Annotated in this window: 20 protein-coding genes; 16 read left to right on the top strand and 4 right to left on the bottom strand. The window is 48.6% G+C overall.

The features are described from left to right. The 8 genes from ACMP1L_RS00665 to ACMP1L_RS00630 all read left to right on the top strand — a co-directional run bounded on the left by ACMP1L_RS00665 (position 1) and on the right by ACMP1L_RS00630 (position 7,723). The gene (locus ACMP1L_RS00665; protein ID WP_418451664.1) at positions 1–1,776 is read left to right on the top strand and encodes a GmrSD restriction endonuclease domain-containing protein; all 1,776 of its coding nucleotides are present in this window, start codon (positions 1–3) and stop codon (positions 1,774–1,776) included. 61 nt (positions 1,777–1,837) lie between these two features. Then, positions 1,838–2,953: a UDP-galactopyranose mutase gene (gene glf, locus ACMP1L_RS00660; RefSeq protein WP_418451663.1), complete on the top strand. Its 1,116-nt coding sequence runs from the start codon at positions 1,838–1,840 to the stop codon at positions 2,951–2,953. 193 nt (positions 2,954–3,146) lie between these two features. Continuing rightward, on the top strand, positions 3,147–4,142 hold the full coding sequence (locus tag ACMP1L_RS00655) for a hypothetical protein (protein WP_418451662.1): 996 nt from the start codon (positions 3,147–3,149) through the stop codon (positions 4,140–4,142). Positions 4,143–4,452: 310 nt separating this feature from the next. Next, on the top strand, positions 4,453–4,971 hold the full coding sequence (locus tag ACMP1L_RS00650) for a DDE-type integrase/transposase/recombinase (protein WP_418451660.1): 519 nt from the start codon (positions 4,453–4,455) through the stop codon (positions 4,969–4,971). A gap of 82 nt (positions 4,972–5,053) precedes the next feature. Next, on the top strand, positions 5,054–5,638 hold the full coding sequence (locus ACMP1L_RS00645; protein WP_418451659.1) for a hypothetical protein: 585 nt from the start codon (positions 5,054–5,056) through the stop codon (positions 5,636–5,638). A 160-nt stretch (positions 5,639–5,798) separates the two neighbouring features. Continuing rightward, a complete protein-coding gene (locus ACMP1L_RS00640; protein WP_118733458.1) occupies positions 5,799–6,488 on the top strand; it encodes a LytR/AlgR family response regulator transcription factor in 690 nt (229 codons plus the stop codon). A 196-nt stretch (positions 6,489–6,684) separates the two neighbouring features. Continuing rightward, positions 6,685–7,095: a TIR domain-containing protein gene (locus tag ACMP1L_RS00635; protein WP_418451658.1), complete on the top strand. Its 411-nt coding sequence runs from the start codon at positions 6,685–6,687 to the stop codon at positions 7,093–7,095. A 58-nt stretch (positions 7,096–7,153) separates the two neighbouring features. Next, positions 7,154–7,723, top strand: a complete 570-nt coding sequence (locus ACMP1L_RS00630; RefSeq protein WP_418451656.1) for an NUDIX hydrolase — start codon at positions 7,154–7,156, stop codon at positions 7,721–7,723. An 89-nt stretch (positions 7,724–7,812) separates the two neighbouring features. On the opposite strand, the gene ACMP1L_RS00625 is transcribed toward ACMP1L_RS00630, so the two are convergent. Then, positions 7,813–8,043 (bottom strand): hypothetical protein, encoded by a 231-nt coding sequence (locus ACMP1L_RS00625; protein WP_118733461.1) that lies wholly within the window; start codon positions 8,041–8,043, stop codon positions 7,813–7,815. A 210-nt stretch (positions 8,044–8,253) separates the two neighbouring features. On the opposite strand from ACMP1L_RS00625, the gene ACMP1L_RS00620 reads away from it, so the two are divergent. Both ACMP1L_RS00620 and malQ read left to right on the top strand, forming a co-directional pair. Next, entirely contained in the window at positions 8,254–9,573 is a 1,320-nt protein-coding gene (locus ACMP1L_RS00620) for an MATE family efflux transporter (protein WP_475544497.1), read from the top strand. A gap of 13 nt (positions 9,574–9,586) precedes the next feature. Further along, on the top strand, positions 9,587–11,143 hold the full coding sequence (malQ, locus tag ACMP1L_RS00615; protein ID WP_418451653.1) for a 4-alpha-glucanotransferase: 1,557 nt from the start codon (positions 9,587–9,589) through the stop codon (positions 11,141–11,143). 81 nt (positions 11,144–11,224) lie between these two features. Here the strand turns inward: malQ and ACMP1L_RS00610 are convergent, their stop codons facing one another. After that, positions 11,225–11,989: a hypothetical protein gene (locus tag ACMP1L_RS00610; RefSeq protein ID WP_418451651.1), complete on the bottom strand. Its 765-nt coding sequence runs from the start codon at positions 11,987–11,989 to the stop codon at positions 11,225–11,227. Positions 11,990–12,217: 228 nt separating this feature from the next. Between ACMP1L_RS00610 and ACMP1L_RS00605 the strand changes: the two genes are divergently transcribed. The 5 genes from ACMP1L_RS00605 (at position 12,218) to pflA (ending at position 20,060) form a co-directional block, all read left to right on the top strand. Then, positions 12,218–12,754: an HD domain-containing protein gene (locus tag ACMP1L_RS00605; RefSeq protein WP_418451649.1), complete on the top strand. Its 537-nt coding sequence runs from the start codon at positions 12,218–12,220 to the stop codon at positions 12,752–12,754. A 267-nt stretch (positions 12,755–13,021) separates the two neighbouring features. Further along, positions 13,022–13,882, top strand: a complete 861-nt coding sequence (locus ACMP1L_RS00600; RefSeq protein WP_418451647.1) for a hypothetical protein — start codon at positions 13,022–13,024, stop codon at positions 13,880–13,882. Positions 13,883–13,990: 108 nt separating this feature from the next. Beyond that, positions 13,991–16,600 carry a cation-translocating P-type ATPase gene (locus ACMP1L_RS00595; protein ID WP_418451645.1) on the top strand — a complete coding sequence of 870 codons (2,610 nt, stop codon included), beginning with the start codon at positions 13,991–13,993 and terminating at the stop codon, positions 16,598–16,600. 342 nt (positions 16,601–16,942) lie between these two features. Beyond that, positions 16,943–19,195, top strand: a complete 2,253-nt coding sequence (pflB, locus tag ACMP1L_RS00590; protein WP_418451643.1) for a formate C-acetyltransferase — start codon at positions 16,943–16,945, stop codon at positions 19,193–19,195. Positions 19,196–19,313: 118 nt separating this feature from the next. Continuing rightward, a complete protein-coding gene (gene pflA / locus ACMP1L_RS00585) occupies positions 19,314–20,060 on the top strand; it encodes a pyruvate formate-lyase-activating protein (RefSeq protein WP_118733466.1) in 747 nt (248 codons plus the stop codon). A gap of 80 nt (positions 20,061–20,140) precedes the next feature. On the opposite strand, the gene ACMP1L_RS00580 is transcribed toward pflA, so the two are convergent. Both ACMP1L_RS00580 and ACMP1L_RS00575 read right to left on the bottom strand, forming a co-directional pair. After that, the gene (locus tag ACMP1L_RS00580; RefSeq protein WP_418451641.1) at positions 20,141–21,037 is read right to left on the bottom strand and encodes a LysR family transcriptional regulator; all 897 of its coding nucleotides are present in this window, start codon (positions 21,035–21,037) and stop codon (positions 20,141–20,143) included. Then, on the bottom strand, positions 21,034–22,023 hold the full coding sequence (locus tag ACMP1L_RS00575) for a LysR family transcriptional regulator (protein ID WP_418451639.1): 990 nt from the start codon (positions 22,021–22,023) through the stop codon (positions 21,034–21,036). Before ACMP1L_RS00575 ends, ACMP1L_RS00580 begins: the two co-directional genes overlap by 4 nt. Before the next feature lie 261 nt (positions 22,024–22,284). Here ACMP1L_RS00575 and ACMP1L_RS00570 point away from each other — a divergent pair, with 261 nt between their 5' ends. Further along, positions 22,285–23,580 carry an SLC13 family permease gene (locus ACMP1L_RS00570; protein WP_418451637.1) on the top strand — a complete coding sequence of 432 codons (1,296 nt, stop codon included), beginning with the start codon at positions 22,285–22,287 and terminating at the stop codon, positions 23,578–23,580. The last annotated feature ends 7 nt before the right edge of the window (positions 23,581–23,587 follow it).

Genomic DNA, 23,587 nt, shown 5'->3' with positions numbered 1-23,587 from the left:
ATGAGCGTAATTCCGAGTGGTGTTAGTATTCAAGAGATTTACAGAAGATATAGAGAAAAACAGATTATAGTTAATAGAAAATATCAAAGAAAGCTTGTTTGGACAGAACAGGAAAAAGAAAATCTTATTGATAGTATAATGAAAGGTTATCCAATTCCGTTAATATTATTTGCAGAATATACAGGTGGTGATGGAAAGATAATCTATGAAATACTTGATGGATTGCAAAGATTAAATGCTATAGTGGCATTTATAGAAAATGAGTTTTCGTGGAATGGTAAATATTTTGACGTTAGTCAATTAGCTAGGGCGAAGCAAGCGGAAAAAGAGGGTTTATTTATAGAGTATACGGGAAGGGAAAAGTTAGAAAGTCAAATTTGTGCCAATTTTTTGGATTATCAATTAGCAATTACTTCATTTAAAGTAGAAGAAGAAAAACAAGTTTTTGAAATTTTTAGGAGAATTAATTCTGGCGGAAGACAACTAAGCAATCAGGAACAACGGCAAGCGGGAGTTATTGGTGATTTTCCGAGGCTTGTTCGAGTGCTTGCGGCAGAAATAAGAGGAGATTCTACAAATGAATCATTGATGCTTTTTGATATGCCACAGATAAGTATAGGTAGTAATAGAGATAATGAACGGTATGGATTAAAGGCAGAAAATACATTTTGGGTAAAACAAGGTATCTTGGCAGTGCAGGATTTACGAAATAGTGATGATGAAGAGGTGATTGCAGATATTGCAATATCTATTCTGCTAGGAGAACCATTTGCTAGAAGTAAAGAAAAGTTGGACAAAGCGTATGATGTGACATCTGATTTTTATGAAAAGATATCGGTGGCATTAATGCGTTATACACCAGAAAAGCTACAATTAGATATACGAAATACATTTTCTGTAATAAAAAACTGTGTAGAAAGTATATCAGAGGCTCCTAATTTTTTGAGAAATATTATAACACCGAAAGCAAAAGGCCCAATAAAAAATGCATTCTATACAGTATTTATGGCTTTTTATGAATTATTAGTAAATCAGGATTTGTCGCCTTGTGATTCTAAGGAAATTTTAGATAGTCTTATTGACTTGCAAAAGCGTATTAAAATGGAAACACACTATGCGACTACCGATGGTCGCCAACATAATATAACATTGACAGCAAATTTACTAAGGCCATGGTTTGTAAAAAAGGAGCCGCCAGCTCTGTTGCATGGAAGTGGTTTGGCAATTGATTTTGAAAATTCTATACGGCGTTCTAAAATTGAAACACCCAGATATGAATTTAAACAGGGTTTTTTAAGATTAGATGATAATAGAGAGTATGATAGAACATTAGAGCAGAGAATATTAAAAACGATATGCGCTATTGCTAATATAGGACCAGATGTTGATGGATATATTTTTTTAGGTGTTGCGGATACAACAGAAGATGCAAGACGAATTGAGACGCTAGATGGCGTGCATCCAGTGAAAATCCTTAAACATAGTGTTGTTGGAATTGACAGAGAAGCAAAAGTTTTGGGTATATCTTTAGAAAATTATTGTAGAAAAATAATTGGTTTTATAAAAACATCGAGTTTGCCAGAGACTTTAATTTCTTCTGTATTATCAAATGTGGATATTATAGATTATCATGGTATGTCTGTGATTCGAATAAAGGTTCCAGCTCAGAAGGAAATGTCATGCTTGGGTGATGAGGTTTATGAGCGTCAATTTAACGATACAGTTAGAGTGACTTCGCCTAAGATGATTGCTGCAATTTCGAAAAGGTTTCCGTAGAGAATTGAAATGGATATTACATTTTCAAGACATGCATAGAAAAAATCAGGAGGATATGACAATGTACGATTATCTGGTAGTAGGAGCCGGCCTTTACGGCGCGGTATTTGCGCATGAGGCAAAGAAACATGGAAAATCTGTTCTGGTGATTGATAAGCGCCCGAATATTGCAGGCAATGTTTATACCGAGGATGTGGAAAAAATCCACGTGCACAAGTATGGCGCACATATTTTCCATACAAATAACCGCAAGGTCTGGGAGTATGTGAACCAGTTTGCAGAGTTCAACCGTTTTACAAACTCTCCGGTAGCAAATTATCATGGGGAGTTATATTCTCTGCCGTTCAATATGTATACCTTCAACAAGATGTGGGGCGTTGTGACACCGGAAGAGGCTGCTGCGAAGATTGAGGAGCAGAAAAAGGCGGCAGGCATTACCGAGCCGAAGAACCTGGAAGAGCAGGCTATCAGCCTGATCGGTACCGATATTTATGAGAAGTTGGTAAAAGGCTACACGGAGAAGCAGTGGGGCAGACCATGTTCCGAGCTTCCGGCATTTATCATCAAGCGTCTGCCGGTTCGCCTTACCTTTGATAACAACTATTTTAATGCGTTATATCAGGGCATTCCGATGGGCGGCTACACGAAGATGGTTGCCAATATGCTGGAGGGCATTGAGGTGAAGCTTGGTGTGGATTATCTGGCCGAAAAGGAAGTCTACGACAAGCTGGCTGAGAAGGTCATCTATACCGGAGCAATTGACGCATACTTTGATTTTAAGCTTGGCGCATTGGAGTACCGCTCCGTACGCTTTGAGACAGAGCTTTTGGACAAGCCGAATTTCCAGGGAAATGCGGCTGTAAACTATACCGACGCAGAGACACCGTGGACCCGTATCATTGAACATAAGTGGTTTGAGTTTGGTAAGGATGACGAGGGCAATGAGATTCCGAAGACGGTGATCAGTCGTGAGTACAGCTCCGAGTGGAAGCCGGGAGATGAGCCGTATTATCCGGTCAATGATGAGAAGAACGGAAATCTCTATGCAGAATACAAAAAACTGGCAGAGCAGGAAAAGAAGATCGTATTCGGCGGTCGTCTGGGTGAGTATAAGTATTATGATATGGATGCAGTGATTGCCTCCGCATTGGATATGTGCGATAAGGAACTGGCCTGATTACAGCTGTTTTTTCAAGGCATATTACATTTTTTTAACATTTATCTTAGTGTAAAGTCATAAAATCTTCACTTTTCAGATAGTTGTAGAGAACTTTGATTTATGGTATGCTTCTATATGTTAAGAAAAGTATATAACGAAAAGTTTCATTGACGATCATGAAAAGGAAAATTACATTGGAGGTAAATTCAATATGAGAAAGAAAGCACTTGGTATTGCGGCAGTTGCAGCTGCTATGACCTTATCTACCGGTATCACCGCATTTGCAGCAGGCTGGGTAACAGAGAGCACCCCATACGGTGACAAGCAGAAATATGTATACGATAATGGCAACTGGCCGTCTGGCAACTGGTTTACCGATCCGGATACCCAGCTGGTTTATCATCTGGATCCGGATGGCTACCGCATGACAGATACTACGGTAGATGGCTACTGGTTGAATTCCGAGGGAGTGCGTCAGGAAAAGTCCCAGGAAGATATCGATCGTGAGAACAGAGAAGCGGCAAAGAAGGCAAGCAAGCAGAATCCGGGTAAGACCGTTGCAGCAGCAAAGGTTGCAGCATCTGAAGCAAAAGATAAGAATGCGGCAGTCAGTACAACCCGCAGAAGCTACATTTCTGAGTTAAAGGTGATCATCAACAAGATTACGAAGACACTTGCTGCAGCACGTACAGATAACTCTGTGCAGATTCTGACCACTGAGGATAATCTGGAAGTATCCCGTACCTTCCACGACAGCAATTCCGGAGATTTTTATAAATTCAGCATGTGGAACAGTGCGAAAGATAAGGCAAACGCAGTAGATCTTGTTTACGTCTACGATGCAGCTCCGGAGGCAGACCGTAACCTCTATAACACTGCATATGAGCAGAGCGTAGTTGCAGCATTGGGCGACACGGAAGGTAAGGCAGTGACCGATTATGTACAGGGACAGCGCGAACAGGGCGTTACCAATCTGACCCGTGAAGGCAAGACCGACAGCGGCAACAGCTATTCCCTGACCTATAAGAACAATAAGATCCAGATCAGCGTAACCTGCAGCGAGGTAACGGAGGATGATCAGACTGAGGAAGCATCTACTGAAACCGCAGCAAAAGAAGAAGCAGCTCCGGTAGTGACCTCTAAGACTATTACCGTGGGTGCAGCTGCGGCAACAGCAGAGGAGAATACAGAGGCGGCAGCTGAGTAGTAATTAAAAAGAATAATTGAAAATGAAAAATCTGGCCGACAGAGTTCATGCTCTGTCGGCCAGATTTTTTATATAAATAAGTGCATTTATGCATTATTCTTTTTACGTCGGTTTAGTCCGTGGTCTTCAGCTATGCGTCCAACGGTTGATGCAGATGTATGATATTTATCAGCGACTTCAGAGTAAGTGTATAACGGTTTGCCGGATCCTGCAAACCGTTCTTTTTGCAAATCGTCAATGATATGAGACACGATGTGCTCGTCATACTGTTTCTTTAATTGTTGAATGTCATATCCATCGGAATACGGTGTTGTCAAAGATTACAGATATTTACCACAAATATCATGGCATAACAGGCTATCGCTCAATGCGGGTATATTTAAATTGGGAAGGGTTTTCGTATAGTTGCACGACGGTGCATAAATATATGAATCGCATGCTCGGACTGAAATCAACCGTTCGACCTAAAAAGCCTGCATTTCAGCATGGAGAGGCTCACAAAGTGTTTGAAAACAGGCTTAAGCGGGACTTCCGCGCAACTGGAATCAACCAGAAATGGTGTACCGACTTTACATATCTGTTTCTTTCAAACGAAGAAGTACGATACAACTGCGCAATTTTGGATCTGCACAACCGGAGTGTAATTGCAAGCATAACAGACCGCGATATTACCAGTGATCTGGCGATACGAACTCTCAAAAAGGCGTTAGATTCTCAGCCGAAGCTTCAAGGTGAACTCATTCTGCACAGCGATCAAGGTTCTCAGTTTACATCAAAGGCATTTATAGAATTCTGTGAATCTGTACATGTGACCCAGTCGTCAGATTGATTTAAGCTGGAATACGCTTTCTTTGTATCGTCTTTTGATTCGTCGGCTTGCCAATGCAAAAACGGAGGAGCAGACGCGGGAAATGATAGAATACATGTCAGCAGTTCCGGGATTGGTTCAGGAGAATGCTTTGGTTGGATATCTTCCAACAGAAAGAGAAGATATCATCAAAAGGTTTATCGTTTATCTGATAGGACGTTATATGGGTGCATCACCGAAAAAAGGCGACAGTTATTCCTGGATGCCGAACCATCTGCAGGATGCTAATGGAGATCTGGCACCAAGATTTTTCCTGAAATGCTATGCCTGCGCTGCTAAGGTGATGCTGCAGACAGAGAATCCCAAGACACAGTCATTAACTGCATTACTGACGGCATCTTCTATTCAGGGAGCAGTTCAGGAAGTATCTGCAGATCGTGTAGCGGAATTGAAAGAGGATTTTCCGTGGCTGGAAAATTTGAAGGCAGTTCTGGAAGGAGAAATATTACTGATGTCAGGAGCAGATTTCAGAAAGAAGATGAAGCGGCTTCTTGATTGGCTTGCGGCGAAAAGGTGGATTACGGAGACCGAAATAGCAGATCTGATCCGGCAGTACGGAAAGGCCGCATACCAGGAGTCGATGCTGGCATGGGCGTATCGGGTCACGTTACGGGATCAGAAGCCCTGATTTTGTATGGCAATTTTTCCATCTTCTTCCATTATCTCTCATATTATTTGTGCGAACTTCCGAATCTTCGAAATACATTTTACAAAGGGGTTTCCCTTTAGTATAATGAGTTCGTTTCATTCATAAGAACGTGAACTTCGTTGGGAGATGAAGAAAAAGTATGAAAAATGCGTTGGTTTTTGATGATAATAAGATCTTATCAGAGCTTATTCAGATGAAGGTGGAGGCGTTGTTTAAAAAGTACGGTCTGGAGTTTCAGGTAGACCGTATGAACAGCCTGGCTCAGCTGGAGGCTTGTGACAAGACGTATCAGTTGGCCTTTATGGATATTGTGCTGCCGGAGCAGGATGGCATTCGTATTACGAGAAAGTGGAAGAATTCCGGCCGTTTCGATGAAGTCGTGTTTGTATCTGCACACGATGACAAGGTGTTTGCATCATTTGATACGAATCCGTTATATTTTGTCCGTAAAACGAATCTGGATGAGGATCTGGAGCAGGCGATTATTTCCTATAAAAGAAAGATTTCCGCTACGCAGGTGATCGTGCAGGAGGGGGCAAAGTATCATGTCTGGGATGTCAATGAGATTGAGTATCTGGCCAGCCGGAATCATTACATTGATGTCTATATGAAAAATGGCAATAAGCCGCTGATTCGCGGAAAGTTGGATGATATCGAAAAGATTCTGCAGGATTATAACTTTGTGCGGGTGCAGGTCAGCTATCTGGTGAATCTGAAGTATGTGGAGTCTGTGAAGAGTCATACAGTCTACATGAAGAATGGTGAGGCATTCCGCATCAGCCCGAAGTACCGGGAAAAGATCGCGCAGCGTATGGCGGCTGGCTGGTAAGCGTTTTTTGCGGCGAAAACAGGGAAACATTGCGCTGAAAGGTGACAAATAATAAAAAAAATTGACAGCCGGGTGTTCCTTTTTAGAAAAGTGCGGTAAAATAGGAGTATCAAATTACGAGAAGACAGCTTCGTTATGGTTTACTTATTTCGTAAACAGTAACGGCTGTCTTTTTTCACTAATGGGGGGAATAGGTATGCCAGCACTGAAGAACAGACATCTTGTGGTCAGCCGTTCGAGGGATCATCGTGAGATTTACGAGACTGTGAGCGAGTGGCTGAATACGACAAATTATTTCAAATGGACGGATGATTCGGTGACGTACAATGATGAACTGGAGGGGGTAGAGCTGAAACGGCGCCGGCTGCTGCTGCGGCGCAGGATTGAGACATGCAGCTGTGTGGTGCTTTTTGCGGAGATGTATGCAGAGTACCAGGAATGGATGGATCTTGTGATCGATGCGGCGAATGAATTCCATAAGCCGCTGGTGGGGGTGAAGGCCCGGGATGAGAGCCCGCTGCCGAAGCGGATGCAGATCAATTGCCGGGTGACTGTGAGGTATCAGCGCAATGTGATCGTGGCGGCAATTCAGGAGCATTCGCTGTAGAAAACAAAAAACGCAGAGAAATCGTATCATAAAAGTATTTCAGATGGGAGGCATATTCATGAATGGAAATAGAAACGATATGGCCTGGAAGGTGTTGAAGCGTGACATTGTCTTTCAGGATACCTGGGTGCAGCTGGAGGCATCGCGCTGTGAACTTCCGGATGGCCGGATCATTGAACCATTTTATATCAGAAGGGATCCGGACTTTGCAGTGGTGGTTGCGTTGACAAAGGATGAGCGTCTGGTGCTGGTGCGCCAGTATCGTCATGGTGTGGAGAAGGTGCTGCTGGAGCTTCCGGCCGGCGCGATTGAAAAAGGGGAAGATCCGAAGGTGGCTGCCGGACGGGAGCTTCTGGAGGAAACAGGCTATCAGGCCGGACATCTGGAGTTTTTGATGAAAACAGCGCCGAATGCGGCCAATTCCACCGCATATGCGTACTGCTATCTCGCGACGGATGCTGAGTGGGTGGCGGCACAGCATCTGGATGCGATGGAGGACGTGGCGGTGGAGTTTATGGATGTAAAGGATGCGCGGAGGGCACTGCGGAAAGGCACATTTGAGCAGGCGGTACATGTGGCGGCGCTTTATGCAGCTCTGGATATTCTGGAAGGGCGGGAGAAAAGATAAACCAGAACCCAGATCAGAGCGGCGCCAGTGCAGTCGATGAGCACGTTGGTGAAGCGTCCGGCGCAGCGGACTGACTGAAAAAAATCAGTTTAGCGCACGGCTTCGGAAATCTCCTTCCAGAGCTCGATATCTTCCGCACGGAGGCGCATATTGGTGACGAGCTGCTGACCGTCAGGATAGGTAACCTTAAATTCAAAAATGGTTTCCTCCTGAATGCCCTTTTTTACGATGGCATTGAGAAAGAGGGGGAATTTCGGATGGTTTGCCGCGAAGCGGGACCAGGCGTTTTTTATTTTCATAAGCTTCATTGGATTGATCATAGTGTCTCACTTTCTTAATTTCAAATATTTTTTGTCAGACGGGATATCGTTGCCGGCTTTGGATTGGCCGGCAACATTTTTTAGTATAGCCCAGAATCGATTCTCTGAAAAGTAATACTTGTAAATTTAAGGCAAAATAGGTATCATAAATTTGTTATGAAACTGAAATTCCCGTATGATGCGGTAGAAACAGAGGATAAGAAAATGGGTATGTTTTCACGAAAGGATATGGTCCGGCTTTTTGGACCACTTCTGGTTGAGCAGCTGCTGGCGGTGCTGGTAGGCATGGCGGATGTTGTGATGGTGGCGGCTGTCGGAGAGACGGCGGTGTCCGGCGTGGCACTGGTGGATTCCATCAGCGTGCTGGTCATTCAGGTATTATCGGCCATGGCTACCGGAGGTGCAGTGGTCTGTGCTCAATACATAGGAAAGAAGCGGCAGGACCAGGCGTGCCGCGCAGCGGGACAGCTGGTCCTGATCACGGCGGTGCTTTCTCTTTTGATCGCGTCGGCGGCATTTATCGGAAACCGTCATCTGCTGCGGCTGATCTTTGGCTCAGTCGAGACAGAGGTTATGGACAATGCGGCAACGTATTTTTGGTTTACTGCCATGTCATATCCATTTCTGGCACTTTATAATTCCGGCGCGGCCCTGTTCCGTTCCATGGGAAATTCCAAGGTTTCCATGAAGGTTTCCCTGGCCATGAATGCCATCAATGTGGCAGGCAATGCCCTTTGTGTATTCGGACTTCACATGGGTGTGGAGGGCGTGGCAATTCCTACCCTGCTCTCCCGTATGTTTGCGGCAGTGGTCATGGTGCTTCTGGTGCGCAGCCCGAAAAACAGTATCCGGGTAAACCGGTTGTCCCAGCTGATCCCTCAGCCGGATATGATCAAAAAGATCCTTTCCGTGGGAATTCCGAGCGGCCTGGAAAATGGCATGTTCCAGTTTGGAAAGATTGCGCTGCAGAGTCTGGTTTCCACGCTTGGTACGGCATCTATCGCGGGTTATGCGGTAGCAACAAATCTGGTGACATTCCAGTATCTGCCGGGGGTGGCGCTTGGGCTGGGCCTGATCACCATTGTAGGTCAGTGTGTGGGTGCCGGAGAGCCGGAGCAGGCGAAGGCTTACACGAAAAAAGTCATTGCGGTAAACTACGGACTGCTACTTTTGATCTGCACATGCATGGCATTTTTCCGGAGTCAGGTGGTAGGAATCTATAACCTTTCCCCGGAGGCATCGGATCTGGCGCAGAAGCTTTTGCTGGCCCATTCCTTTGGCATGGTGCTCTGGCCGCTGGCTTTTGCGCTGCCAAATACACTGCGTGCCGGGCTGGATGCCAGGTTTACCATGCTGGTTTCGGTGTTTTCCATGTGGACATTCCGCATCGGACTGAGCTATGTATTTGTAATGGGACTTCACATGGGCGTTCTGGGTATCTGGTACGCCATGTTTGCAGACTGGATCTTCCGTCTGATCGTGTTTGTGTGGAGGTTTAAGGGATTTTCGACGCGGGTGCGTCAGGTATAAGGAGGAACGGAGTATGAAACGGGCATGTGGCATGCTGCTTCCGGTGGCGAGTCTGCCGTCGGAGTATGGAATCGGAGCATTTTCAAAGGAGGCATATGCGTTTGTAGACCAGCTGGCAGAGGCGGGACAGCGTTACTGGCAGATCCTGCCGCTGGGGCCGACCGGATATGGGGATTCGCCCTATCAGTCCTTTAGCGCATTTGCCGGGAATCCGTATTTTATCGATCTGGAGGAGCTGATCGCGCGGGGACTTTTGACAAAGGCGGAGTGTGACGCTGCAGATCTTGGAACGGATCCGCAGGATATTGATTATGAGAAGCAGTATTTTCACCGTTTCCCATTGCTGAAAAGGGCCTTTGGGCGCTGGAGAGAGCAGCAGAAGAAAAAGGGCCGCAGCGATAAAAAGCTGATGGAGTTTTTTGCGGACGCACTTACGGCAGATACCAGGGAATACTGCTTTTTTATGGCAGTGAAGAATCATTTTGACGGAAAAAGCTTTCTGTTATGGGATGAGGATATCCGTACCAGAAAGCCGGAGGCGGTGAAGGCTTACCGGGAAGCCTGCCGGGAGGAAATCCTGTTCTATGAATTTTTGCAGTATGAGTTCCAGGAGCAGTGGGCAAAGCTTAAACATTATGCAAACGGGCGAGGTATAAAGCTCATCGGTGACATCCCGATCTATGTCGCCATGGACAGTGCAGACAGCTGGGCTCATCCGGAGCTGTTCCAGTTTGATGAAGACGGACAGCCGGAGGCGGTTGCCGGCTGCCCGCCGGATGCCTTTTCCGCGACCGGCCAGCTGTGGGGCAATCCGCTTTACCGGTGGGAGCATCATAAGGCAACGGATTACGCATGGTGGCTGTCCCGCATGGAGTACAGCTTCCGTCTGTATGATGTTGTGCGCGTGGATCATTTCCGTGGATTTGATGCCTACTATTCAATCCCGGCAAAGGACAAGACCGCTGAATTTGGCCACTGGGAAAAGGGACCTGGCTATGAGCTGTTTAAGGCGATGAAGAAACGCTTTGGCAAGCTTCCGATCATTGCGGAGGATCTGGGCTTTCTGACGCCTTCGGTGCTGAAGCTGGTGAAAAAGACCGGCTTTCCGGGCATGAAGGTGCTGGAGTTTGCGTTTGATGCCAGTGGTGAGAGCAGCTATCTGCCGCACCGGTATCCGAAAAACTGTGTGGTGTATACAGGGACCCATGACAATATGACGCTGCAGGGCTGGTACCGCAGCTTAGAGCCGGATGCCAAGGCATTTGCGATCCGGTATCTGGGCAATCCATATACGCCGGAGGGCGAGATCCACTGGGATTATATCCACCTCGCACTGGCAAGTGTGGCAAAGCTGGCGGTGATCCCGGTTCAGGATTATCTGGGACTTGGGGACTGGGCCCGCACCAATGAGCCGTCTACGCTGGGGAAAAACTGGCGCTGGCGTATGAAGAAGGATGATCTGACGCCGGAGCTTCTGGCAAAGTGCCGGGAGATGGCAGAGACCTATGGTCGGGTGAAAAAAGAGAAATCCGGCCAGCCGGAAGAACCGGAAAAATTGCAGAAAGCATGACAGAAAAACGCACAGACCCGGAAATGGTTCCCGAAGGTTCTGTGCGTTTTGTTTTGGTAATATTGTTTTTAGACGTGTGTGTTACTGCTGAAGGGAAACCTCTGTGGTTCCGGATGTCGCATCGGATTCTGCATCCGGGAGCTGTTCACCACTCTCGGCAGACTCCGGATCGACTGCGCCGCCCTCCAGAGTTTCTACATTGCCCTCCTTGTGGGAGGTGAAGGTGCCCTGTACTTCATTGTCTGCTTTGTCGCGGGCGAAGACATGGAGTCCTGCCGGGTCCATTTCAAAGGAAAGGGTGTTGCCGGCACGGTCAACGCTCAGCGGCTCCACACGCTCACCTGCAGAATTCAGTGCGTAGATGGAGTCAAAGTTGATGCCGGACTGGCTGTCTGCTACCGTGAGGGTAACTACACCGTCCTGAATGTCCGTGCTGGAAAATTCAGGCGGATTGTCATCTAATACATTGACATGTTCAAATACGGTAGCCGGCATGCCGTTTAAGTTGACAACGGAGGTTTCGACAGAACCGTTCTTGTAAACGGTGGCGGTGTATGTACGGTGTCTGCCTTTTTCCAGCTCCAGCGGTTCTCCGTCCAGGGTCATGCTGACGGATTTAGTCGGAAAGAACGACTTTACGGTCAGGACAACGTTGGTGGAAAGGTAGTCGTTGGTGTCCTCTACCACAACACTGAGCTTGGGCTTTGTGGTGAGACAGAAAAATAAAATGCTGTTGAATACAAGGAAGGGAAGCACATAAAATAACAGGATATGAGGCCATTCACTCTGTTTTTTCCTGCGGTACCGATGGTCACGGCGGGATGTGGGCTGCTGATTCTGTTCCATAAAAAACTCCTTTTATCGCAAGGCAAAATGCCCGATGATCTGTCGCCTGGACAGTTACAATCTGTTCATTAGCATAGCAGAAAAACGGCGGATTTACAAGATAACTTTTCTTACGATTCCATGAGTGAAATATGAGTTTGCCCCTTTCGGGGAGTCGGGGAGTGTGTTACAATCAGATTAAGTATTTTGTGCAGAAGAGGAAAGCGGTCTATGAATGGGGATAAACAAATGATTCAGAAAGCAGCGGTTTTTGCGGCAAAAGCTCATGAGGGCATGATGCGGAAGGGAAGCAGGATCCCTTACATCTATCATCCTATGGAGGTAGCGCTCATTGTGGCGCAGATGACAGATGACCCGGAGGTCATTGCGGCGGCATATCTTCATGATGTGCTGGAGGATACCAGTGTGACGCCGGAGGAGTTGGAGCGGACCTTTGGCGGCCGGATCCTGTCCCTGGTGCAGGAGGAAAGTGAGGACAAGGAGCGGACCTGGAGGGAACGAAAGGCCAGTACGATCGAGCATTTAAAGCAGGCTTCCCGCGAGGTGAAGCTGCTGACGCTGGGAGACAAGCTCAGCAATATGCGCAGCACGGCCCGGGATTACATGGTGATCGGGGATGAGATCTGGCAGCGGTTCAATGAAAAGAACCGGGAAAGCCATCGCTGGTATCTGGCCGGAATTCTGGATGGTCTGCAGGATTTAAGGGATCTGGCAGCATTTCAGGAGCTGGAGCGGCTGTATCAGCTGGTATATGAAACCAGATGAGCATCATCGCGCTGCTGCTTCGTATATGGATGGTGTCAGCAGTAAGAAAACGTAGGTCTGTCGAATCATGCGGCAGAGAAAAAAGAGATGGGCTGGAATGCGCTTGACGTGTGTTCCGGCCCAAAGTAGAATAAAGGGTAAGAATCATTCAGCACAGTTCGCCGGTTCCGGTATGTGCAGACAACCCGGCCCGTTCGCGGCAGGGAATTCCAGAAATGAAAACTGACTGGTTAGGGCAACAGGAAAATTGGATTATGGAGGGATAAAGTGACCGAGGATGCAGTAAAAGGGATCCAGACGGCACTCTGGGCGGCACTGGTTCTGGTGCAGATGGGTGTGGTGGGCTGTCTGGAGGTGCGCGCGGAAACAGTGCACCGGGAAGTAACATACGAAGCGGTAGAGGATGAGGCAGCGCTTCCGGAGGAGATTATGGTTTCTGTCCTGGCAGGCCATGACGGGGAAATGGTTCCATGCCAGGCGGTGGGCTGGGTTGAAGAAGCGGCTTACTGGCAGGATGATTTTTCCTTTCCGATAACATTTTATGAGTACGGAGCCGGAGCATATCAGCTTGGGGAGATAACGGTAAAGAAAACAGATCTGGAAGAGCCGGAGCAGCTGACAGAGCTGGCAGAGCAGTATGGAACAGAGCTGCTTGAGAGCATGGGGCTTTCTGCAGAAGAATACGAGGTAAAGGAGATTGTCTGGACCGGCACACCATATGAGAAGGAAGACGGTATCGTGTGCCGGGATGCCATGGCGTACGGAAACCGGCTGCTTAGGGATTGGCGGGTGCAGTATGAGGGCGTTGTAGAACCGGAGCGGTGGCAGGAGCTGAAGCGGGGCGGCGCAGACGGGGAACTGAACGAGGAAGGGCAGGAAGAAACTGTGCCGGAGTCGATAAGGGCGGTCACAGAAACGCTGGAAAAGATGCCAGAAGCAGAGGGTGAAGAGCCAAAAGAGCAGCCGCCCCACGGAAAATCCAGATTGCAGGAATATCTGGAAAAGCTAACCAGGATTTTTCTGGTCGCGGTGGGAATCGGAGTTGTTTTCTTTGTGGGAGGACTTTTTGTTCTGGCGCTGTTGTGGATCGGCCGGAAGCTGCGGAAAGCGAATGACCGGAGAAAATAAAAGGTACTGAACAGCCCGGCCGATACATACTCATAGATAAGAACGGTTCCCGGCAGATTTTGTATGAGCGCGCGGAAACCTGAAAATCTCCGGGAGCGCGGTGGCGAAATGAAAACATGGTATCGGATGACAGCGGAGGAAGCCTTGCGCGGGCTGGAGAGCAGCCGGTCCGGGCTTTCGACGCGGCAGGCAGAAGCGCGGTATACACAATATGGTGAGAATGCACTGCAGGAGTATCCGGGAAAGAAGACCTGGCAGGTCTTTCTGGAGCAGTTTCAGGATTTTCTGGTGCTGATTCTGATCGCGGCGGCAGCCATTTCCATTCTTTCCGGAAGTGGGGAAAGTGCGGCGGTCATCTTTGCGGTCATCACGATGAATGCGGTTTTGGGAACGATCCAGCACGAAAAGGCCAGAAAATCGTTGGAAAGCCTGAAAAAACTTTCTGCACCGGCTGCCCGGGTACTGCGGGATGGCCGGGAGCTGGAAATCCCGGCAGCGAAGCTGGTGCCGGGAGATATTGTGCTGCTGGATGCAGGAAGTCTGGTGGCGGCAGACGGACGGCTGCTGGAGTGCCACAATCTTCAGATGAATGAGAGCTCGCTGACCGGAGAGTCTCTGCCGGTGGAGAAGCGGTCGGGCGTACTTAAGACGGAAGCAGAGCCTCCCCTGGGCGATCAGTCCAATATGGCATTCACCGGCTCCCTGGTAACCGGCGGCCGTGGCGTTTTTGTGGTGACAGCTACCGGCATGGAGACGGAGCTCGGAAAGATCGCCGGTCTTATGAATTCGGCAAAGGAGAAGAAAACACCTCTGCAGATCAGTCTGGATCAGTTCAGCACCCATCTGGCAGCGCTGATCCTTGGAATCTGTGCGCTGGTGTTCGGATTAAGTCTGTACCGGGGGACAGGTGTGCTGGAAGCCCTGATGTTTGCGGTGGCGCTGGCTGTGGCGGCTATCCCGGAAGCACTGGGCTCCATCGTGACCATTGTCCAGGCCATGGGAACCCAGCAGATGGCCCGGGAACATGCCATTATCAAGGATTTAAAGGCGGTGGAAAGCCTGGGCTGTGTGTCGGTGATCTGTTCGGATAAGACCGGGACCCTGACCCGGAACCGCATGACGGTTGAGCAGATACTGGTGGATGGAACTGTTTTGACGCCGGGGCAGCTAAGGCTGTATGATCCGGTACATCGGTATTTTTTATACGGAGCGGTCCTGGATAACGATGCGGTACTGCACGATGGTGTCTGCACGGGGGATCCGACAGAAGCAGCGCTTCTGGAAATGGCGCTGCGGGCAGAGGTTTCACCGGAGGCGGTACGCAGAGAGATGCCCCGTCTCGGGGAACTGCCGTTTGATTCCAAAAGAAAGCGGATGAGCACGCTGCATTACTGCGACGGAGGCTTTGTGCTGTTTACAAAAGGCGCTCCGGATGTGCTTCTGGAACGGACCGAAAGGATCCTGACGAAGCAGGGAATAAAGCTCATGACGTCGGAGCAAAAAAAGCAGCTCCGGCAGCAGAATGAGAAATGGGCAGCCGGTGGACTCCGTGTGCTGGCTGTAAAGTACCGTCCGTTAGAGCAGATGCAGGACTGCAGCCCGGAACTGGAAAATTCCGGTGTTTTTCTGGGAATGGCTGCCATGCTGGATCCGCCGAGACCTGAGTCGAAGATGGCAGTGCTGACGGCGAAAAAAGCCGGCATCCACCCGGTTATGGTTACGGGAGATCATCCGGTTACCGCATTTGCGGTAGCGAAAAAGCTCGGAATCTGGGAACCGGGAGATCTGGTGGTGACGGGACAGGAGCTGGATCAGATGACAGATGCGGAACTGGACAGAAAGCTGTCATCGGCTGCGGTTTATGCCCGGGTATCGCCGGAGCACAAGATCCGGATCGTGGAAGCCTGGCAGCGCCGGGGACAGATCGTGGCTATGACAGGAGATGGCGTAAACGATGCCCCGGCACTGAAAAAGGCAGATATCGGTGTGGCCATGGGAATGATGGGAACGGAAGTATCCAAGGATGCAGCTTCCATGATCCTGACAGATGACAATTTTGCCACCATGATCAAGGCAGTGGCAAATGGCCGGAATGTGTACCGGAATATCCGGAATGCGATACAGTTTCTGCTGTCAGGAAATATGGCCGGGATTTTTTGCGTGCTGTATGCTTCCGTTCTTGCATTGCCGATGCCGTTTGCTCCGGTGCATCTGCTGTTTATCAATCTGCTGACGGATTCACTTCCGGCCATTGCGATCGGAATGGAGCCACAGGAGGAAGAACTTCTGGACCGTCCGCCGCGGAATCCGCAGGAAGGAATCCTGACGCCCTCCTTTCTGTGGCGTCTTCTGGTGCAGGGAATCCTGATCGCAGGGGCTACCATGACTGCTTATCAGATAGGGATGGAAACCGGAGGAGCTGGAACAGCCAGCACAATGGCATTTTCGGCACTGACGCTGGCAAGGCTGCTTCACGGATTTAATTGCAGGAGCAGCAGATCTGTTCTTTATCTGGGACTTTGGAGCAATATGTGGAGTGTGATGGCTTTTGAAACGGGAACGCTGCTTCTGGCAGCGGTGTTGTTTTTACCGGGGCTGCAGGCTATGTTTGCAGTGGCAGATTTAAGCGTACGGCAGCTTGCGGCAGTGCTGGTCTGTGCGTTTGTACCGACACTGGTGCTCCAGTCCGCAAAAATGCTGGCCGAAGCAGTATCTTAGACTGTGCATACAGGAGAATGCAGATTGTACAAAAATGGATACCTGGATCATATTGAGAAAAAAACGCAGATTTACCGCTTGCAATTTTAAGGAAATATGATATTCTATATGCAGGTCAGATGAATGGCCTGCTATAGAATGAATCGTTATGATTTTAACGAATCATAGCGGTATTGAGGTATACAGAGAAGCTGCTGATCCCCCATGAAAAAGACAGCGGCAGATGACGGACAGACAATATGACTAATCAGATAGCAAAATATTTGAGAAGTTATATTTTTTTCTGTCAGCTATGTATACAGTATGCAAAAACACAGTACAATTTAAGGAGGAAAACACCAAATGACTAACTTTGATCAGTGGGATGGATTTGCCGGCCGCCTGTGGAAAGAAGAAGTAAACACCCGTGATTTTATCCAGCATAACTACAAGCCTTACGAGGGAGATGAGTCCTTCTTGGCCGGCCCGACAGAGGCTACCGACAAGCTGTGGGGAATCCTGCAGGGTCTTCAGAAAGAGGAGCGCGCAAAGGGCGGCGTTCTGGATATGGATACCCACATTGTTTCCGGTATCACTTCCCATGGCCCGGGCTACATCAGCGAAGCTGATAAGGACTTAGAGCAGATTGTTGGTCTTCAGACCGACAAGCCGTTAAAGAGAGCTTTCATGCCGTATGGCGGTATCAAGATGGCTGAGCAGGCTTGCCAGAACTACGGTTATGAGCCGGATCCGGAGCTGCATAAGATCTTTACCGAGTATTGCCGCACTCACAACCAGGGCGTATTTGATGCTTACACTCCTGAGATGAAGAAGGCTCGTCACAACAAGATCATTACCGGACTTCCGGATACCTATGGCCGCGGACGTATTGTAGGCGACTACCGCCGTGTTGCTCTGTACGGTATCGATTTCCTGATCCAGGAGAAGCAGAATGACTTTGCTAACTGTGGCGATGGCGTTATGACCGATGACATCATCCGTCAGAGAGAAGAGCTGTCCATGCAGATCAAGGCTCTGAAGGATATGAAGGTTATGGCTCAGTCTTACGGCTACGATATCTCCCAGCCGGCTAAGACCGCAAAAGAGGCTGTTCAGTGGCTGTACTTCGGATATCTGTCCGCAGTTAAGACCCAGAACGGTGCTGCAATGAGTGTCGGCCGTATCTCCACTTTCCTTGATATTTACATTGAGCGTGACCTTGAAAATGGTGTGCTCACCGAGGCAGAGGCACAGGAGCTGATCGACCATCTGGTAATGAAATTCCGTATGGTGAAGTTCGCAAGAATCCCGTCCTACAACCAGCTGTTCTCAGGTGACCCGGTATGGGCTACCCTGGAGGTTGGCGGTATCGGCGTAGATGGCCGTTCCATGGTAACCAAGACCGACTATCGTTTCCTGCACACCTTAGAGAACATGGGACCGAGCCCGGAGCCGAACATGACCGTTCTTTACTCCTCCTCTCTGCCGGTAAACTTTAAGAAATATGCAGCTCACATCTCCATCAACACCAGCTCTGTTCAGTACGAGAACGATGACGTGATGAAGCCGGTATGGGGCGACGACTACTCCATCTGCTGCTGCGTATCTGCTACCCAGACCGGTAAAGAGATGCAGTTCTTCGGCGCACGCGCAAACCTGGCTAAGTGCCTGCTGTATGCTATGAACGGCGGCCGCGACATGAAGAGCAGAGAGCAGGTTGGTCCGGAGTTAAGACCGATCACCTCCGAGTATCTTGATTACGATGAGGTCATCCGGAAATACGATGTTATGATGGACTGGCTGGCAGGTCTGTATGTAAATACCTTAAACTTGATCCAGTACATGCATGATAAATATTTCTACGAGGCAGCTGAGATGGCGCTGATCGATACCGATGTCCGCCGTACCTTCGCAACCGGTATCGCTGGTTTCTCTCACGTAGTAGACTCCTTAAGCGCGATCAAGTACGCTAAGGTAAAAGCAATCCGTGATGAGGAAGGCATGATCATGGACTTCGAGACTGAGGGTGACTTCCCGCGTTACGGTAATGATGATGACCGTGCGGATGATATCGCAGTATGGCTGTTAAAGACCTTCCTTGAGAAGTTAAAGAAACGCCACACCTACAGAAATTCCGAGGCTACCACCTCTATCCTGACCATTACCTCCAACGTAGTATATGGTAAGGCAACCGGCAACATGCCAGACGGAAGAAGAGCAGGCGAGCCGTTATCTCCTGGTGCAAACCCGTCTTACGGCGCAGAGAAGAGCGGACTGTTAGCTTCCCTGAACTCTGTTGCAAAGCTTCCGTACGAGTGGGCTCTGGATGGTATTTCCAATACCCAGACCATCAACCCGGATGCACTGGGCCACGACGCTCAGGAGCGTATCGACAATCTGGTACAGGTTATGGACGGATATTTCGATCAGGGCGCTCACCACTTAAACGTAAACGTATTTGGTACCGAGAAGCTGATCGATGCTATGGAGCATCCGGAGAAAGAGGAGTACGCAAACTTCACCATCCGTGTATCCGGTTATGCAGTTAAGTTCATCGACTTAACCAGAGAGCAGCAGATGGATGTAATCTCCAGAACCTGCCACGCAAGCATGTAATTTACGGACGGAAGTCTGATAAAAAACACTCCGGGGGGAACGAAAATTTCCCTATACCGGAGTGTTTTTACTTTTCGGGAGATACTATAATCATAGAAACAATACAGGAGGAGAGTTCATGGAAGAGAACAAAGCACTTGTGGGTCACGTGCATTCCCTGGAAACCTTTGGTCTGGTAGACGGACCGGGCGTTCGCACCGTTGTATTTTTACAGGGCTGCCGCATGCGCTGCCGTTACTGCCACAATCCGGAGACCTGGAGCATGTCCGGCGGCGAGGAGTGGAGCGCGAAGGATCTGTTTAACCGGGTTTACCGCTACCGCACCTACTGGAAGAACAATGGCGGTATTACCGTCAGCGGAGGCGAGCCACTCCTACAGATCGATTTCCTGCTGGAGTTCTTTGCGCTGGCAAAGGCAAAAGGCATTCACACTACACTGGATACCGCAGGCAATCCTTTCACCAGGGAAGAGCCGTTCTTCGGTAAGTTCCGGAAATTAATGGAACTGACGGATCTGGTCATGCTGGATTTTAAAGAGATGGATGGCGTGCGCCATAAAGAACTGACAGGTGTTGCGAATGACAACATTCTGGATCTGGCAAGGTATCTTTCCGACACCGGAAAAGATATGTGGATCCGCCATGTGCTGGTACCTGGGCTCACCGATCAGGAAGATGATCTGAAGGCTATGCGAGGTATGCTTGATGAATTAAAGACCGTGAAAAAGGTAGAAATCCTGCCGTATCACAGTCTGGGACTATTCAAGTGGCAGAATCTGGGAATCCCGTATACGCTGGAAGGTGTACCGGCTCCGACGAAGGAAGAAGTGGAGCGGGCCGAGAAGCTTCTGGGAATTGTCAGATAACCGGCTGACAGGTCATCCGGTTGTTGACCGGAAGAGCAGTTAAGCGGATAATCTGCTGTTTGGCCAGCAGGAGTAATCTGCTACAGTTCCTGGTATCGTTCTTCCAACAGTTTCCGTATGCAGGGGTAGAGTGGGTTCAGCGCCTGCTCTTCTCTCCAGACAAGCAGCCCTTTTACAAAAAATGGTTCCGGCAGAGGAATATGGAGCAGGTCTGCTTCTATTATATGAAACAGACTTTCCGGAAGAATGCTAAGTCCCTCTTTTTCGCAGCAGAGGCGTGCGGCTTCCTGATACGTGCTGGTTTTGACGATGTTTGGGCAGTCAGCCAGCCCGGTTTGTTCCATAGCTTGTTGCTGCAGGGATGGGAAAAGGGAAAAATTATCTTTCATAAAAACGCGGTCATACTTCCAGGAGCCTTTGGATTTCATTCTTTCGATTAGATCCATTTGCTGATACCGGGAGCGGGATGCGGCGAGAAGATAGGAATCCTGGTGAAAGATCTGCTGGATGCAGGGCTTGGAAAACATGGTCCGGGTATTTACGATAAGCAGGTCAACGACATCATTTTCCAGAAATTGCCAGGCATTTTCACAGTCTCCGGCTGTGAGTGTAAGCCGCGCCTGCGGATAAAGTTTCAGGACTTTCGGCCAGATGTCTTTCAGAAACATGTTTCGCATGGTGTATTCAATATAGATACGGACATTTTGCAGAGCAGTCTGCTTCAGGGAGGTTAAAGCATCCTGAAGCTCCTGCTCTGTTTTTGCAATCTGCCTTGCGGTCTCCAGCACGATTTTTCCGCGTTCAGTTGGAAGCATGGCGGATTTGGAACGCGCAAAGACCGGAAAACCAAGTTTTTCTTCAAAGATTTTCAGCTGTTGGGAAAGTGCTGGCTGGGAAAGCAGGCAGCGCGCTGCCGCACGGCTGATGTTCTGTTCTTCTTCAATAGCCAGAAGGTATTCATAAATTCTGGAATTCATAAGCAGTCTTCTCCATATTCTCTCAGAATTTGTCTGGTGTTTTCGTCCAGACACAAAAATGCAGAATTTGCCTGGTGCAGGCGTCGGTATTCCAGATAAATAAAAAATTTTTCCATTGGGGTCAGAACATGCCCTTTGCGAAAGGCAAATCCTTCGAAAAGAGTGGGCATACCTGGAAGTGAAAAATAATGGAGCTGTGGAAGACCAAAAGCGCTTGCTTCATCCAGAAAACCGGCATAGCTTCCTTCTGCAAGCAGATGTTCGTTTGTCAGGCGATTCGAAGTTTTGAGCTGAATATTGAACTTCAGATGATTCTGTTCCAGAAAACGGCTGACGCGTTCCCCGATTACGGTTCCGATATCTGGGAGAATAAACGGGGCATCTTCCATGGCAGAAAGCTCTGAAACGGATAAGGCAGCAGGCGCGGTGGCAGTACCTCCTTTGTCATAGAGCGGGTGAAAACTGGGAATGCCAAGCAGGATCTGTTTCTGTTCAAGAGAGAAAAACAGGTAGTCGTATTTTCTTTGAAGTTCGCAGTCATCGATCATCAGAAGAATAAAATCCAGCTGATGGGCGAGAAGCTTTTCATGCAGAGAGGCAGATCCCTCGTTTGTCACCGAAACCTGAATGTATGGATACTGCTCCAACAGATACGGATAAATATAGGCAAGCGCAGCGCCTCCACGGATGGGCGGAATCCCGAAACGTACTTCGTTTGGAGAATCCTGTTCCAGAAGAGTCAGCTTTTGATGAAGCTGGGATTGCAGCAGCTGGATCTTGCGTGCGCTTTTCAGATAAATCTGTCCGGCCTGGGTCAGGGTATAGCAGCCGGAAGAGGTGAGAAAAAGGCGGATCCCGGTTTCTTCCTCCAGATTTTTCAAGTAGCGGCTCAGCACGGACTGTGAGACATGAAGCGTCCGCGCAGCCTGGGAAAGTGTTTTATTTTCAGCGATGGCAATGAAGTAATCGTAGTGGAGTGTGTTCACGAGTCTCCTCCTGAAAAGCATCTGAGTTGCTGTCAGAAATACGGTGGAGACAGTAATTCCGCGTATGGACAGAGATGCTATGCTTTTTTCTTATAGTATTATGTTTAGTATATATTAGAAAATCCGAAGATTCAAGCGTATGATGGAACTATAAGAGGTGCTGGGTACGCATGTGTAAACAGTAACCTGTTGGAATCAGGCCTGGATTCAAAATCATTACGATGCAGTTTTCTTATGGTACAAAGGAGGAGGCAACAAAAAATGAACACACAACTGACCATTACCCTGGCGGTGCTGGTATTCATGGCAGTATCGTTTATGGTGAGAAAAATATCATTCGGTCTGACTGGCATGATCTGCATGCTCGCACTGGCAGTGACCGGAGTCATAGATTTAAACACGGCGTTTTCCGGTTTTTCCAATAAAACCACAATTCTGGTTGCAACTATGATGCTGGTAGCTGGTTGTATCGGAAAGACAAGTCTGGTAAGCGTAATCCGCAAGCGGATGTCTTCCATTCAGGAGAAAAGCGGAATTTTCCTGCTTTTGGCGATTCTTGGTTTCACCATTTTATTGACCCAGCTGATCGGTATGACTGCCCTGATGTCTGTCATGCTGATGTTAGTCGTTACACTGGATGATGACAGCGATCTGGCACAGTCCAGAATTTATTTCCTGATCGCAGCGGTCAATGCAGCCTGGTTCGGACGTTTTCCGATCGGTATGGGTGCAACCCTGCCGATGATCCATAACTCTTACTATGAGGGGCTGGTAGCAGAGCATCCGGAATTCCTGCTTGGTGTATTTGACTATATGAAAGTGGGACTGATCCCGTCCATCGTGTTGACGATCTACTGCTTGTTTGCATGGAAGCTGATTCCAAAGACAAAGATGGACGTGAATGCGATGCAGCACACCAACAAAGATACAAAGGCATCCCAGCTGACAAAACGTCAGGAGCAGATTGTCTGGGGCGTATTTGGAGTCATCATGCTGGCATTTGTATTTTCTACCCAGCTTGGAAATCTGGTTTATCTGCTTCCGATCGCAGGCTGCATTATCCTGGTGCTGACCGGTGTTGTTTCCAGTCAGGAAGCTTCCTGCACACTTGCCGGTGACATGGTATTCTGCGTAGCGGGTGTTCTGGTTGTTTCTTCAGCGCTGAACTCTTCCGGTGCAGGTCAGCTGATCGGTGATTTTGTGCTGAAGCTTTTGGGAAGTAATCCGTCCAGCACCCTGGTTATTACGGTGTTCTGTGTTGTTACCGTGATTATGACTACGTTCTTAAGCAACAATGGAACCATTGCAATCATGACACCGATCGCAGTTTCGACGGCACTGGCCGGGGGCATGAATCCAAAGGCAGTTGTTTTGGTTGTATTCGGTGCATCCTGCCTGGCGATTGCATTCCCAACCGGATGCGCCGCAGCGATGATGGCATTCTCCATTGGAAATCATAACCCGATGAAGCTGCTTCGGTTTACGCTGCCGTTTTTGATCTTGGGATCTGTTTCCCTGATCATTTCCGCAAGTATTTTTTTCCCGGTTTACAGTTAAGGAGGTA

It is taken from the genome of Ventrimonas sp. (assembly GCF_048380235.1).
In the GTDB taxonomy this organism is placed as follows: Bacteria; Bacillota; Clostridia; order Lachnospirales; family Lachnospiraceae; genus Brotaphodocola.
Note: the sequence above shows the minus strand (reverse complement) of the source record. Positions and strands in the feature narration are given on the sequence as shown.

What these genes read in the sequence shown, in the direction of transcription:
- malQ (WP_418451653.1), top strand. Translation starts at nt 9,587, where the DNA reads ATGAAACGGGCATGTGGCATGCTGCTTCCGGTGGCGAGTCTGCCGTCG.
- ACMP1L_RS00620 (WP_475544497.1), top strand. Translation starts at nt 8,254, where the DNA reads ATGTTTTCACGAAAGGATATGGTCCGGCTTTTTGGACCACTTCTGGTT.
- ACMP1L_RS00625 (WP_118733461.1), bottom strand. Translation starts at nt 8,043, where the DNA reads ATGATCAATCCAATGAAGCTTATGAAAATAAAAAACGCCTGGTCCCGC.
- ACMP1L_RS00665 (WP_418451664.1), top strand. Translation starts at nt 1, where the DNA reads ATGAGCGTAATTCCGAGTGGTGTTAGTATTCAAGAGATTTACAGAAGA.
- ACMP1L_RS00580 (WP_418451641.1), bottom strand. Translation starts at nt 21,037, where the DNA reads ATGAATTCCAGAATTTATGAATACCTTCTGGCTATTGAAGAAGAACAG.
- ACMP1L_RS00655 (WP_418451662.1), top strand. Translation starts at nt 3,147, where the DNA reads ATGAGAAAGAAAGCACTTGGTATTGCGGCAGTTGCAGCTGCTATGACC.
- ACMP1L_RS00605 (WP_418451649.1), top strand. Translation starts at nt 12,218, where the DNA reads ATGATTCAGAAAGCAGCGGTTTTTGCGGCAAAAGCTCATGAGGGCATG.
- ACMP1L_RS00645 (WP_418451659.1), top strand. Translation starts at nt 5,054, where the DNA reads ATGATAGAATACATGTCAGCAGTTCCGGGATTGGTTCAGGAGAATGCT.
- glf (WP_418451663.1), top strand. Translation starts at nt 1,838, where the DNA reads ATGTACGATTATCTGGTAGTAGGAGCCGGCCTTTACGGCGCGGTATTT.
- ACMP1L_RS00630 (WP_418451656.1), top strand. Translation starts at nt 7,154, where the DNA reads ATGAATGGAAATAGAAACGATATGGCCTGGAAGGTGTTGAAGCGTGAC.
- ACMP1L_RS00595 (WP_418451645.1), top strand. Translation starts at nt 13,991, where the DNA reads ATGAAAACATGGTATCGGATGACAGCGGAGGAAGCCTTGCGCGGGCTG.
- pflA (WP_118733466.1), top strand. Translation starts at nt 19,314, where the DNA reads ATGGAAGAGAACAAAGCACTTGTGGGTCACGTGCATTCCCTGGAAACC.
- ACMP1L_RS00640 (WP_118733458.1), top strand. Translation starts at nt 5,799, where the DNA reads ATGAAAAATGCGTTGGTTTTTGATGATAATAAGATCTTATCAGAGCTT.
- pflB (WP_418451643.1), top strand. Translation starts at nt 16,943, where the DNA reads ATGACTAACTTTGATCAGTGGGATGGATTTGCCGGCCGCCTGTGGAAA.
- ACMP1L_RS00610 (WP_418451651.1), bottom strand. Translation starts at nt 11,989, where the DNA reads ATGGAACAGAATCAGCAGCCCACATCCCGCCGTGACCATCGGTACCGC.
- ACMP1L_RS00570 (WP_418451637.1), top strand. Translation starts at nt 22,285, where the DNA reads ATGAACACACAACTGACCATTACCCTGGCGGTGCTGGTATTCATGGCA.
- ACMP1L_RS00635 (WP_418451658.1), top strand. Translation starts at nt 6,685, where the DNA reads ATGCCAGCACTGAAGAACAGACATCTTGTGGTCAGCCGTTCGAGGGAT.